The 12122-nt window shown below is 64.7% G+C and carries 12 protein-coding genes; 1 reads left to right on the top strand and 11 read right to left on the bottom strand.

The genetic code is table 11. From position 1 onward, the window contains the following. Positions 1-77 precede the first annotated feature (77 nt). The 9 genes from OKW27_RS08005 to OKW27_RS08045 form a co-directional block, all read right to left on the bottom strand. Positions 78-1385 (bottom strand): MFS transporter, encoded by a 1308-nt coding sequence (locus OKW27_RS08005; RefSeq protein WP_429333128.1) that lies wholly within the window; start codon positions 1383-1385, stop codon positions 78-80. A 171-nt stretch (positions 1386-1556) separates the two neighbouring features. Further along, positions 1557-2477, bottom strand: coding sequence for a LysR family transcriptional regulator (locus OKW27_RS08010; protein WP_090808162.1), 921 nt, complete (start codon positions 2475-2477; stop codon positions 1557-1559). 49 nt (positions 2478-2526) lie between these two features. Continuing rightward, a complete protein-coding gene (locus OKW27_RS08015; protein ID WP_429334567.1) occupies positions 2527-3231 on the bottom strand; it encodes an EthD family reductase in 705 nt (234 codons plus the stop codon). 2 nt (positions 3232-3233) lie between these two features. Beyond that, positions 3234-3755, bottom strand: a complete 522-nt coding sequence (hpaC, locus tag OKW27_RS08020) for a 4-hydroxyphenylacetate 3-monooxygenase, reductase component (RefSeq protein WP_090808158.1) — start codon at positions 3753-3755, stop codon at positions 3234-3236. A 20-nt stretch (positions 3756-3775) separates the two neighbouring features. Continuing rightward, positions 3776-4993: an acyl-CoA dehydrogenase family protein gene (locus OKW27_RS08025; RefSeq protein ID WP_429333129.1), complete on the bottom strand. Its 1218-nt coding sequence runs from the start codon at positions 4991-4993 to the stop codon at positions 3776-3778. A gap of 35 nt (positions 4994-5028) precedes the next feature. Further along, a complete protein-coding gene (locus OKW27_RS08030) occupies positions 5029-6384 on the bottom strand; it encodes an MFS transporter (protein ID WP_429333130.1) in 1356 nt (451 codons plus the stop codon). A 635-nt stretch (positions 6385-7019) separates the two neighbouring features. Then, a complete protein-coding gene (locus tag OKW27_RS08035) occupies positions 7020-7538 on the bottom strand; it encodes a hypothetical protein (RefSeq protein ID WP_429333131.1) in 519 nt (172 codons plus the stop codon). Between the two features lie 249 nt (positions 7539-7787). Then, a complete protein-coding gene (locus OKW27_RS08040; RefSeq protein ID WP_429333132.1) occupies positions 7788-8267 on the bottom strand; it encodes a DUF1348 family protein in 480 nt (159 codons plus the stop codon). A 13-nt stretch (positions 8268-8280) separates the two neighbouring features. Further along, complete coding sequence (locus OKW27_RS08045) at positions 8281-8946, bottom strand: TetR/AcrR family transcriptional regulator (protein WP_429333133.1); 666 nt, start codon at positions 8944-8946, stop codon at positions 8281-8283. 123 nt (positions 8947-9069) lie between these two features. Between OKW27_RS08045 and OKW27_RS08050 the strand changes: the two genes are divergently transcribed. Then, positions 9070-9720 carry a YceI family protein gene (locus OKW27_RS08050; RefSeq protein ID WP_429333134.1) on the top strand — a complete coding sequence of 217 codons (651 nt, stop codon included), beginning with the start codon at positions 9070-9072 and terminating at the stop codon, positions 9718-9720. A gap of 41 nt (positions 9721-9761) precedes the next feature. On the opposite strand, the gene tdh is transcribed toward OKW27_RS08050, so the two are convergent. Together tdh and OKW27_RS08060 are read right to left on the bottom strand one after the other, a co-directional pair. Next, positions 9762-10793, bottom strand: coding sequence for an L-threonine 3-dehydrogenase (tdh, locus tag OKW27_RS08055; protein WP_429333135.1), 1032 nt, complete (start codon positions 10791-10793; stop codon positions 9762-9764). Between the two features lie 28 nt (positions 10794-10821). Then, positions 10822-12027, bottom strand: a complete 1206-nt coding sequence (locus tag OKW27_RS08060) for a glycine C-acetyltransferase (RefSeq protein ID WP_429333136.1) — start codon at positions 12025-12027, stop codon at positions 10822-10824. Positions 12028-12122 lie beyond the last annotated feature (95 nt).

Below are 12122 nucleotides of genomic sequence, written 5' to 3' on the forward strand. Positions count from 1 at the left end.
AAAGCGAAGCCTTCGCGCGATACACGTCACCGCGCGAAGGCTTGCACGTTAGGCTTGCACGTTAGGCAGGCGAAGCATTACGGCTGACGCGTTTCGTGCGTGAACTTCAGCGTGACGACGGTAACGAGACCGAGCAAGATCAGGAACACGGCAACCGGCCAGTAGGCCTGGTAGTGCGCGAGCAGCGCGGTCGCGATCAGCGGCGACAGGCCGCCCGCGAAGATCGACGCGACTTCGTGACCGAGCGCCACGCCGGAATAGCGGACTTCGGTGCTGAACAGTTCGCCGACGAGCGCGGGCAGCGTGCCGATCATCGCGCCGTGGCAGACGGCCGTGCCGAGCAGAAGCGCGAGCCAGATCAGCGGCGTGGACTGCGTGTTGAGCAGCCAGAAGAACGGAAACGCCATCACCACGAGCGACACCGCGCCGATCATATACACCGGCTTGCGCCCGATGCGGTCCGACAGCTTGCCCCACGCGAGCATCGCGCCCATTTCGACCACCATCGCGAGCATCACGCCGGTCAGCATCACCGAATTCGAAATGCCGACGAACTTGCCGTACACGAGCGAGAACGCGAGAAAGATATAGGCGCCGCCGTTTTCCGCGACCCGCAGACCCATCGCCATCAGGATCTCTTTCGGGTGACGCTTGATCGCTTCGAGCACCGGCATATGCGCGGTCTTGCCGGCTTTCTCCGCGTTCTCGAAGTCGCGGCTCTCCGGCAGGTTGTGACGGATGTACACGCCGAGCGCGAAAATCACGATGCTCGCGAGAAACGGCAGACGCCATCCCCATGACATGAACTGATCGTGCGGCAGCGCTTGCGCCGCGAGGAACGCGCCTGCCGACAGCACGAAGCCGCCGCCCACGCCGAGCTGACTCCACGCCGCGAAATAGCCGCGTTTTTCGGGCGGAGCGTTCTCGCTGATCATCAGCACGCCGCCGCCCCATTCGCCACCTGATGCGATGCCTTGCAGCAAGCGCAAGCCCACGAGCGCCGCGGGGGCGGCCAGACCGACGTGCTCGTAGGTTGGCAACAGCCCGATGCCGAAGGTCGCAAAGCCCATGATCAGCAGCGTCCAGACGAGCGACGCGCGGCGTCCATAGCGGTCGCCGATATGCCCGAACACGATGCCGCCCAGCGGACGCGCGACGAAGCCGATCGCAAACGCGGCAAACGCCCCGATCGTGCCGATCAACGGGTCCGCGTGCGCGGGAAAGAACAGTTGCCCGAGCACGAGCGCAGCCGCGGTGCCGTACACGAAAAAGTCGTACCACTCCATCGCGTTGCCGGCCACCGACGCAATGATGATTTTCCTGAGTGCGCGATCCGACTCTTCTGTGGCGCGCCCGGCCGCGATCGGGGATTGAACGGAGGACATGTCTGCTCGCATTTGAATTGGGGGGATGGCGGCCTTTCAGAAAAGGCTTCGCCCGATACGCAGTGTCGAGGCGACAGATAGTGGCGTCAAATTAGCCGAAAAGCAGGGCGGGTATCAGTGCAGCTAATATGCCCGGCGTGCCCGGGCACCCGCGGGCAAGCTCACGGGCGCTCAGCGTGCCGGCTGATGAAACATCGTATGGATGGTCTCGCGCAGCCACGCGATGCCGGGGTCCGCCGCGAACTGCGAGTGGCAGTGCACCTGGATTTCGATCGGCGGCAGCGAAAACGGCAGCGGCAGAATCCGGAACGCCTTGCCGCGGTTGAAGCGCTTCGCGATGCTTTTCGGAAAGATCACGGCAAGATCGGTATTCATCACGATCTCGGGCGCGACGACGAAATGCGGCAGCCGCAGCACGACCTCGCGCTTCAGGTTCAGCTCGTCGAGCCATTGCTCGACCATCCGATGCCCGGTCGCATTGGTGCTCGCGTACACGTAGCGTAGCGCGGTCAGATCTTCGCGGCTCGGCCTCGTCTTGCGCAGCGGATGACCGGCGCGCACCACGCACACGTGCTCGTCGACGAACAGCGTCCGGCTCACGCAGCCCGCGTCGAGACCCGGCACATAGCCGAGCGCGAGATCGACTTCGCCGGCGCGCATCGCCGCGCTGACCGACTCGACCGGCACATTGGCAACCTCGATGCGGATGCCGCGCGCTTCGCGATCGAGCAGCGCGGCGAGCGGGGGCAAGAAGTAGAACTCCGACATGTCCGACATCGACACGCGAAACACCCGTCGCGCAGTCGACGGCTCGAACTTCGCCAGCTGCTGCACGGCTTCGTTGATGATCGCGAACGCTTGCGCGAGCGGCGGATAGAGGCGGTACGCGGCATCGGTGGGGACCATGCCATTGGGCGTGCGCGAAAACAGCGGGTCTTCGAACAGAGTGCGCAGACGGCGCAGCGCGTGACTGACCGCCGGTTGCGTGAGACCGAGCCGATCGCCGGCCGCCGTCAGACTGCGCAGGTCCCAGATCGCGAGGAACACGCGCAGAAGATTCAGATCGGCGATGCCGGGATTCAGCTTGTTCATGCGCAGCTCTCGCAAACTAAGGCATGTCGCTGGCCGCGCGACGCGCCGGTCAATATGCGGCGAGGTTACCGTAGATGCTGCGCATTGCAAAATGCGGCGTCGCCCCGCTGTACGGCGGCAGCGCGTGGAAGTCGCGGCGCATCGCATCGCGCACCGGCGACGCGAGCGCATCGGTGAGCGCGCTCGCATCGTCGAACACGACCTTGTTGCGTTGCATCGCGCTCGCGCGCGCAAACGGCAAACCGCTGCGGCTGTCGATGCGCGTGTAGATCTCCATTTCGCGCAGCGCGGGCAATTGCAGCATCAACGGCGGATGATGCGCCAGATAGTGCGTAAGCCACGCGTTGAAGTCTTGCGCGACGCCTTCGTATGCGACCAGATAGGTGCAGCGTTGCGCGTTGTCTTCGACCGACGCAGCCTGCGGTGGCGCGAAGATGCGCACGGCCATCACCTGCTGCGAGAGGCTTTGCGGGCTGAATTCGGCGCGCGCGGCCGAATGCAACGCGTGGGCGATTGCGCCGTCAGGTTCGAGCGCGGCTTCGAGCGGCTCGAGTTCGTCGAAGTACCACTGCAGCACGCACGACGGCGCCTCGGCCGCCGGCGCGATACGCGCATCGACCTGTCCCGCGATCGGCTCGTGCACGATCAGCTTGCGCAGCCCCGCGACTTGCGTGGTGGCCCGCAGCAGCGCGCGCGGGTCCGTGAGCGATTGCCGCGCGTCGCTCGTGCCGATCAGAAAGAGACAGACCTGCATCGTCATGCCGCCTCGCAAGCCGCGACACCGGCACGCGCAAGCCGGTGGAACTGCCTGCCGAAGTAGACGAGGCCATCGCCGTCATCGCGCGTGGCGATCCGCTCGATCCGCACGAACATCACCGAGTGCGAGCCCACCGTCTTGCTGTCGACGATCTGTCCTTCGAGGCTCGCGAGCGCGTCGCCAAGCACCGGAGCGCCGAGCGCTCCCGGCTGCCACGCGCATTGATCGAAACGCGCGTCCATCGAGCAACCCGTCATGCCCGCGAACACGCGCGCCAGCTCCTGGCAGTGCGCGCCAAGGATGTTGATGCACAGGTTCGCGTTTTCGTGCATCACGTCATGCACATAGCTCGATTGATTGATGCATACCAGCATGGTCGGTGGCGTATCGGTCACCGAACAGACCGCGCTCGCGGTGATGCCGCAGCGCCCGCGCGGACCATCGGTCGTGATGATGTTGACGGCCGCGCCGAGGCAAGCCATCGCGTTGCGGAAGTGCGTGCGCGTTTCGTCGTGCGTCATGACAGTCGCTCCTACGTCGCTCAGGGATAGGGCGTGACCGGCGGTATGCCGACGAACAGCGCGCCCGACGCGTCGTAGGTGCCTTCGCCGAGAAACGCGTGCTGCGTGACGACGATCGAATCGCGCACCATCCGCTGCATGCGGCTCTCGCGATAGATCGCGCCGATGCCAGCCATCTTGTACGCCTGCATGACCACCTCGGCGCACGTATGCGCGGCATGCGTCGCGGAGAGCCGCAGCAGATTGGCCTCGCTGGGCGACACGGGGTCGCCCGCCATGACCGTGCGCCACGAAGTTTGCGCCGACTCGAAGAAGAACGCGCGCGCGCTGCGCAGGTTCGCTTCCGCCTGCGCGAGACCCGAGCGATAGTACGCGCGGTCGGCAAGACGCGGCGCGCCGGTCGTCGTTCTGGTTACGCCGGACATACCGGCCAGCAGGTCGAGCGCCGCGCGCGCGAGCCCGAGGTTCACAGCAGCATGCACCTGTGCCTGATATGCGACGGCGGGGTAGCGGTAGAGCGGCTCGTCGATCAGCGGCGCACCGCCGCGCACGAAGGTCCATTGCTCGTCGACGAACTTGTTTTTCAGGCGCAGATCGTGGCTCCCGGTGCCTTGCATGCCGACCACGTTCCAGTTGTCGACGATCTCGACTTCGCTCGCCGGAAACACGGCCGTGAACGGCTTGCCCGCGTTCGCGTCGCCGACCTTGCCCGGCGCGCCACCGATGCCGACGCCGAGCCAGTCCGCGCCCTTGCAGCCGCTCGCGAAACGCCATTGACCCGACACGACGTAGCCGCCGGGCGCACGCTCGGCCGGTTGCAGGGGATACAGGCCGCCCGCGAAAACCTGGTCCGGACCGGACGCGTAGATGCGGGCCTGAGTCTCGACCGGCAGCGACGCAAGATACGTGTTCGCGGAGCCAAAGGCCGCGACCCATGCGGTCGAACCATCGGCGATCGCGATGCGTTCGAGCATCGCCAGAAACTGTGGCGGCGGCAGCGCGTCGCCGCCGAAGCGTTTCGGCGTGCTCGCGCGGAAGATGCCCGCGCGCTTCATCTTCACGATCATGTCGCGCGGGACGTGTGAAACCGCATCGAACTCGTCGCGGCGACGCTCGACTTCGGTGATCAGGTCATCGAGCGACAGCGGGCCCGGGTATTCAGGGTAGTCCTCCTGCGTGTCGATGATGGGTGCGTCGGCGGTGCAAGCGCGAGCGCTGGCGGTATGAACGGGGTGCATGCGCGTTACCTCTTGATTCAGTGATGTGAACGATGTCATTCGGTTTCCTGATGCGCTTCGATGCGCATCGCTTTCGGATAGGTCTCACGGGCGAGCAGCGTCGCGATCACGGTGATCAGGCCGAGCACGCCGAGATACAGAGCGACCGGCGTCGCGCTGCGATAGTGCGCGAGCAGCGCCGTGGCGATCATCGGCGACAGGCCGCCGCCGAGCACCGAGGAGATTTCGCGCCCGATGCCAAGCCCCGAGAAGCGCAGATGTACCGGCAACAGTTCGCTGATGAACGCGGGCTGCGCGCCTTCGAGGATGCCGAGCGTGAGGCTGTTCGCCAGCACGAGGGCCGTGATCACTTTCCAGTATTCGCCGGAGCCGAGCAGCGCAAAGTACGGCCATGCGACGAGCACCAACGCAATCGCGCCGGCGAGATACACGGGCTTGCGTCCGACCTTGTCGGTCAGGTAGCCGAAGAACAGCGAGAACGGAATCATCAGCAGCATCGAAAGAGTCAGGCCGCCGAGCATCCAGCTCGATTTGATGCCGAGGAACTGGCCATACGCGATCGAGAACGCGAAGAAGATGTACGACGCACCGCCTTCGCCGAAGCGCAAACCGAAGATCGTCAGCACTTCGCGAGGACATTGCCGCAACACTTCGATCACCGGCATGCGGGTATCGCGACGCGTTGCCTTCGCTCGAGCAAACGCGGCGCTTTCGCCGACCGAGCGGCGCATCCACAAGCCCAGTGCGACGAGCGCGGCGCTGCAGAGGAACGGAATGCGCCAGCCCCAGCTCAGGAAATCGGCAGACGACAGGTTCTGCACCAGCAGGAACGCACCGGTCGACAGCACGAAGCCGAGCGCCGCGCCGCACGGACTCCATGCGGCGAGCGCGCCGCGCTTCGATTGCGGCGCGTTCTCATGGATCAGCAGGATGCTGCCGCTCCATTCGCCGCCCGCGGCGAGCCCCTGCACGATGCGCAGACACACGAGCAGCGCCGGCGCGGCGAGGCCGATCTGCGGGTAGGTGGGCAGCACGCCCATCAACATAGTCGCCGTGCCCATCGCGAACAGCGTCAGCATCGTCACGAGCTTGCGCCCGTAGCGGTCACCGAGATGTCCGCACAGCACACCGCCGATCGGCCGCGCGATGAAGCCGACCGTGAAGCCGCCGAACGCGGCGATGGTGCCGGTGAGCGGATCGCTGCCGACGGGGAAGAACAGCTTGCCGAATACCAGCGCGGCGGCCGTTCCATACAGGAAGAAGTCATACCATTCGAGGATTTGACCCAGCACGGCGGTCGTGACCGCGCGTCGTACGCCGCTCGTCGCGGCGGCGGATCGGCGTGATGCGAGCGGGGCGCTCAGATCGGAATTCACGGCGTCAGAGTTCATGGCTCAGGGAGAACGAAGATTGAGGTTCCCGCATGACGATGGCTCTACGCAGCGGGGCGAATCACATCCGGACGACATGGCTGCACGATATGAGCGGCGATAAACGCGGTCAAATTCGGGCCAAAAATGGTCGATATGAATGGCGTGCATGGGCGAGGCCCGGGTCGGGCGACGCGCGAATGGTGAGGAGTTCCAGGAGGTGGCGCTACGGTGAGGGTTTACGGGAGCGGTGGGCGGGATGCGCGACGGCTCACGCGGTGTGCGTCGGAACGGCGATGGGGATGAGGTGCGTCGAAGTGCGCAGCGCGTGCTTCGCTGGCTTCAGCGTTGCGGTGAACGATTGCGTTTCGGACCAGCGAGCGCGGAGCGCGTCGGCGTCCAGTGCGCGAAAAACACGCTGGAATGCAGGGCTAAAAGTTAAAGCGAGCCTGTTGAGGTGAGGTCTTCCAGGATGGTGAGGATTTCCAGGAGTCGAGAGAACGACGCTTTGTGCACCATGGTGAGGAGTTGCAGGAGGTCGACCCCGCATTCGAGACCTCGCGCTCGCGGCAATTGCTCAATCCGGGTAGAACGGAAGCCTTTGGCTCCCGAAAAACCTCACCTGGGGGCGATCGCTCACGTTGCTTACGGCTCCGTCAGAACTTTACCTTCAGCTGAAAACCAATCGTAAAGGGCAGATTGTCCGATGGGATCGGCGGAATGACGATGAAGTTCGCGCCGACGCGCTTGTATTCGAGCATCACGATCGGCGCGACCACCGGGCCGATCGTGTGATTGCTGCCAAGCCCCCAGTTGCCATAGTTATAGCCGGAGATGATCCCGCCGATCGCCGCGATCCGCACGATTCCCCAATGCGCAAACTCCGGCGCCCACACGCCGCCGCCGTAGTAGGACGGCCGACGCAGCGAGTTGCGAAAGCCGCCGGCCGTCAGCGCCCACTGGTTGTTCAGCCAGCATTCGACGCCAAGCCCGGGATTGAACTGCTCGAAGTGCGTATCGGGATCGGGGTTGATGTGATACGAGCCGAGCATCGCGTCGACCCATACACCGCCGTCACACCAGTTGCCCGCGTGCGCCGCGGAGAGCCCCGCGAAGCTGGCGAAAAGCGCCACCGCGGCGCGCCGGATATTCTTGTTCATCTGCCTGACGTGCATTTCTTCTCCGTCACCGGTCGAGCGCCGGTGTCATGGTGTTCTGGCGATCCGCGTGCCGCCCGTCGCGCACTGTACCTGAAGCCGTGCGGTCGATGTCGAGGACTCGCTCGGCTGGCCGGGCACGCGACGTGCCCCCGCTGCCGGAACCGCCACGATAACGGAGAACCGATGGCGCCGTGATGAACAAGCGGTGAAGAAGTTCGCGGCGCGCATCGGGTGCGCCGCCGGCGATGAATGTGGTGGGAACGTCTACAGACCGAGATCGGACAGGCTGGAGTGATCGTCGGGCCGCCGGCCGAGCGGCCAGCGATACAAGCGGTCGGCTTCGCGGATCGGCAGGTCATTGATGCTTGCGTGACGATGCGCCATCAGACCATGCTCGTTGAACTCCCAGTTCTCGTTGCCATACGAGCGGAACCAGTTGTTCGAATCGTCGTGCCATTCGTACGCGAAGCGCACCGCGATGCGGTTGTCGGTGAACGCCCACAGCTGCTTGATCAGCCGATAGTCGAGTTCCTTCGCCCACTTGCGGCGCAGAAAGCCGACGATCTCCGCGCGGCCATGCACGAATTCGGCGCGGTTGCGCCACACGCTATCCGTCGTGTACGCGAGCGATACGCGCTCGGGTTCGCGGCTGTTCCACGCATCTTCCGCGGCGCGCACTTTCTGGATCGCGGTATCGCGAGTGAATGGCGGCAGCGGCGGGCGGGCTTCGATCGTATCGGCCATGATGGTTCCTCAGTCAGGTGGTGGTGCGCCGCGATGGCGGCCGTTTGGTTGCGGCGGGTTTCACTGCCGCATCGAGCAAGGTCTTGCCAACCGCCCGCGCGTCGAGCGCCGCATCGGCTTCGCCGCTCACGAGCGCCACCGCGATCGCGCCGTCGAGCAGCACGAGCCATTGCCGCGCGAGCGGCGCCGCGCGACGCGCATCGATTTCGGCTTCCACGACGAACGCGACGCATTCGGCACGCACGAAACCGAGCAGCCGTGCCTTGTGTTTGCGCGCGACGACGCGGATCGGATCGTCGGCGGATTCGATTTCGCCGGCCGCGTTCAGAAACGCGCAGCCATGAAAATCCGCCGATGCGAACCACTCGCGCAGCACGTCGAACATGCCGAGCAGGCGTCTGCGCGCGCCCTTGCCGCGCCGTTGCGTGCCGGCGATAAACCAGTTCATCCAGCGCTCGTCGCGCCGTTCGAGCGCGGCCGCGATTAGCGCATCTTTCGACTCGAAATGCGTGTAAAAGCTTTTGCGCGCGGTGCCGGACTGCCGCACGATCGCATCGACGCCGGTTGCATGGATGCCGCCGGCGTAGATGAGCGCCTCGGCGGCATCGAGCAGCCGCTCGCGCGCCGTGCCGGACTGGGCCGCGTAGTTTGGATCGGTCGGAATCGTTTCGTGTGTCATGGACGAAAAGGTAGAACGATCATTCTCCATCGTCAAGTTTTTCTTCGAGCTTCGGCGCTGTGGGTGCGCTTGCTGCTATCGTGATGGAGATCGCTTGATCACCGCTCAACCGGAATCGCTTCGATGAAACCATCCTCCGTTCGCACCGCGTGGGTGCGCGCGCTGCTCGGCGCAACGCTGCTGGGCGCGGTGGCCTGCACGCCGATCCAGGTGCTCACGCATTCGGTCAGTCAGAACGAGGCGCGCGTGCCGCCCGGACGCTACGACATCGATCAGGACCATACGAGCATCACGTTCGATATCGATCACCTCAAATACACGCGCTTTACGATGCGTTTCGATCGCAAGCAGGGGGAGCTCGACTGGAACGACGGCGGCCTCGACCGCAGCACGGCGTCGGTCGCGATCGACGCCGCGAGCATCGACACGAACGTGCCGCTGCTCGACAAGATGGTGAAAAGCGACAGCATGCTCGACGTCGCGCGCTATCCGCAGATCCGCTTCGCGAGCACGCGTTTCGAGCGCACCGGCGAAGCGCGCGGTACGCTGAGCGGCGATCTGACGATCCGCGGCGTCACGCAGCCGGTCACGCTCGACGTCACGTTCAACGGCTTCGCGCCCGATCCGCTAACGAAGAAAGACACGCTCGGCTTTTCCGCGGACGGTCATTTCAGCCGCGCGAAGTTCGGTCTGTCTACCTGGTATCCGGCCGTCGGCGACGATATTCACGTGCGCATCCAGGCCGAGTTCGTGAAAACGCCCGCAGGCGCGTAAGCGCGCTGCGGGCGTCAGCGTTCTGACGGCGAAGCACCGACTCAGGCAGAGGTCCAGTCGAGAATCACCTTGCCGCTTTCGCCGGAGAGCATCGTCGCGAAGGCTTCCTGATAGTCGTCGACCTTGAAATGGTGGGTGAGGATCGGCGACAGATCGAGGCCGCTTTGCAGCATCGCCACCATCTTGTACCAGGTCTCGAACATCTCGCGCCCATAAATGCCCTTGATTTCAAGGCCTTTGAAAATCACCTGGGTCCAGTCGATCGCGGTTTGCGCGGGTGGAATGCCGAGCAGCGCGATCTTGCCGCCGTGGTTCATCGCTTCGAGCATGCCCGTAAAAGCACTCGGCACGCCCGACATTTCGAGTCCGACGTCGAAGCCCTCGGTCATGTGCAGATCGTGCATCACGTCGCGCAACGATTCGCGCGACACGTTCACCGCGCGCGTCGCGCCCATCTTGCGCGCGAGTTCGAGGCGATAGTCGTTGACGTCGGTGATCACGACGTTGCGCGCGCCGACGTGCCTGGCGATCGCGACCGCCATGATGCCGATCGGCCCAGCGCCGGTAATCAGCACGTCTTCGCCGACGAGGTTGAACGACAGCGCCGTATGCGTCGCGTTGCCGAACGGATCGAAGATCGCGGCGAGATCGTCGGAGATTTCAGGGGGGATCTTGAACGCGTTGAAGGCCGGAATTACCAGGTATTCGGCGAACGCGCCCTCGCGATTCACGCCGACGCCGATCGTGTTGCGGCACAGATGCCGGCGGCCCGCGCGACAGTTGCGGCAGAAGCCGCAGGTGATGTGTCCTTCGCCCGACACCCGGTCGCCGATCGCAAAGCCGCGCACTTCCTGCCCCATCTCGACGATTTCGCCGACGTATTCATGGCCGACGTGCATCGGCACCGGAATCGTCTTCTGCGCCCAGTCGTCCCACTTCCAGATATGAATGTCGGTGCCGCAAATCGCGGTGCGCTTGATGCGGATCATCACGTCGTTATGACCGACTTCGGGCTTCTTCACGTCGGTCAGCGTGAGGCCCGGTCCGCGTTCGAGTTTTGCCAATGCTTTCATCTGCTTCTCCATTCGAATCACGCGGCGATCACGTGGGGATGACGCCGAGCTCGCGGCCGACGCGCGCGAACGCCTCGACGGCACGGTCGATCTGCTCCGGCGTGTGCGCGGCGCTCATCTGCGTGCGGATGCGCGCGCGGCCACGCGGCACCACCGGGAACGAAAAACCGATCACGTAGACGCCTTGCTTCAGCAGCGCATCGGCCATCTTTCCCGCGAGTTGCGCGTCGCCGAGCATCACCGGAATGATCGGATGTTCGCCCGGCACGAGCGTAAAGCCGAGCGCGCTCATCGCGCGGCGGAAATGCGCGCCGTTTTCGCGCACGCGTGCGCGCAGCAGCGCCCCTTCATCGCTGGCGAGCAATTCGAGTACCTTCAGCGACGCCGCCGCGATGCTCGGCGTGAGCGTGTTCGAGAACAGATACGGGCGGGAGCGCTGCCGCAACAGTTCGACGACTTCCTTGCGCGCCGCGACGTAGCCGCCCGATGCGCCGCCGAGCGCCTTGCCGAGCGTGCCGGTAATGATGTCGACGCGCGCCATCACTCCGCAATGCTCGGGCGTGCCGCGACCGTGTTCACCGATGAAGCCGACCGCGTGCGAGTCGTCGACCATCACCAATGCGCCGTACCTGTCGGCCAGATTGCAGATGCCGGCGAGGTTCGCGATGATGCCGTCCATCGAGAACACGCCGTCGGTCGCGATCAGTTTGAAGCGCGCGCCCGCCGCATCGGCTTCCTGCAGGCGCGCTTCGAGATCGCCGAGGTCGTTGTTCCTGTAGCGAAAGCGCTTCGCCTTGGACAGCCGCACACCGTCGATGATGCTCGCGTGATTCAGCTCGTCGCTGATGATCGCGTCGTTTTCGTCGAGCAGCGTTTCGAACAGGCCGCCGTTCGCGTCGAAGCAGCTCGAGTAGAGAATGCAGTCGTCGGTTTGCAGGAACGCGGCGAGCGCCGCTTCGAGTTGCTTGTGCACGGTTTGCGTGCCGCAGATGAAGCGCACCGACGCCATCCCGAAGCCGTCGCTGTCGAGGCCTTGCTTGGCGGCTTCGATCAGCCGCGTGTCGTCGGCGAGACCGAGATAGTTGTTTGCGCAGAAGTTCAGCACGTCGCTGCCGTCGGCAAGACGCACGTCGGCCGACTGCGGACTCGCGATCACGCGCTCGCTCTTGTAGAAGCCGTCGGCGCGGATCTGGTCGAGGGTGCCGCGCAAATGGGCAAGGTATTGGTCACGCATGAACGGGACTCCTGAGAGTGATGGCGGCCGCATTCGCATGCGCGCGGGAAGGGCGGCCTGTTATAGTCGGTTGTCAGCTTTATCGGATATTTTCG

The sequence above is a fragment of the Paraburkholderia sp. 35.1 genome, assembly GCF_050436525.1.
Lineage (GTDB): Bacteria > Pseudomonadota > Gammaproteobacteria > Burkholderiales > Burkholderiaceae > Paraburkholderia > Paraburkholderia tuberum.

Excerpts from the sequence above, each read along its gene's own strand:
- OKW27_RS08010 (WP_090808162.1), bottom strand. The coding sequence starts at position 2,477 with ATGAACAAGCTGAATCCCGGCATCGCCGATCTGAATCTTCTGCGCGTG.
- OKW27_RS08060 (WP_429333136.1), bottom strand. The coding sequence starts at position 12,027 with ATGCGTGACCAATACCTTGCCCATTTGCGCGGCACCCTCGACCAGATC.
- OKW27_RS08025 (WP_429333129.1), bottom strand. The coding sequence starts at position 4,993 with ATGCACCCCGTTCATACCGCCAGCGCTCGCGCTTGCACCGCCGACGCA.
- OKW27_RS08050 (WP_429333134.1), top strand. The coding sequence starts at position 9,070 with ATGAAACCATCCTCCGTTCGCACCGCGTGGGTGCGCGCGCTGCTCGGC.
- OKW27_RS08015 (WP_429334567.1), bottom strand. The coding sequence starts at position 3,231 with ATGCAGGTCTGTCTCTTTCTGATCGGCACGAGCGACGCGCGGCAATCG.
- OKW27_RS08005 (WP_429333128.1), bottom strand. The coding sequence starts at position 1,385 with ATGTCCTCCGTTCAATCCCCGATCGCGGCCGGGCGCGCCACAGAAGAG.
- OKW27_RS08030 (WP_429333130.1), bottom strand. The coding sequence starts at position 6,384 with ATGAACTCTGACGCCGTGAATTCCGATCTGAGCGCCCCGCTCGCATCA.
- tdh (WP_429333135.1), bottom strand. The coding sequence starts at position 10,793 with ATGAAAGCATTGGCAAAACTCGAACGCGGACCGGGCCTCACGCTGACC.
- hpaC (WP_090808158.1), bottom strand. The coding sequence starts at position 3,755 with ATGACGCACGACGAAACGCGCACGCACTTCCGCAACGCGATGGCTTGC.
- OKW27_RS08040 (WP_429333132.1), bottom strand. The coding sequence starts at position 8,267 with ATGGCCGATACGATCGAAGCCCGCCCGCCGCTGCCGCCATTCACTCGC.
- OKW27_RS08045 (WP_429333133.1), bottom strand. The coding sequence starts at position 8,946 with ATGACACACGAAACGATTCCGACCGATCCAAACTACGCGGCCCAGTCC.
- OKW27_RS08035 (WP_429333131.1), bottom strand. The coding sequence starts at position 7,538 with ATGCACGTCAGGCAGATGAACAAGAATATCCGGCGCGCCGCGGTGGCG.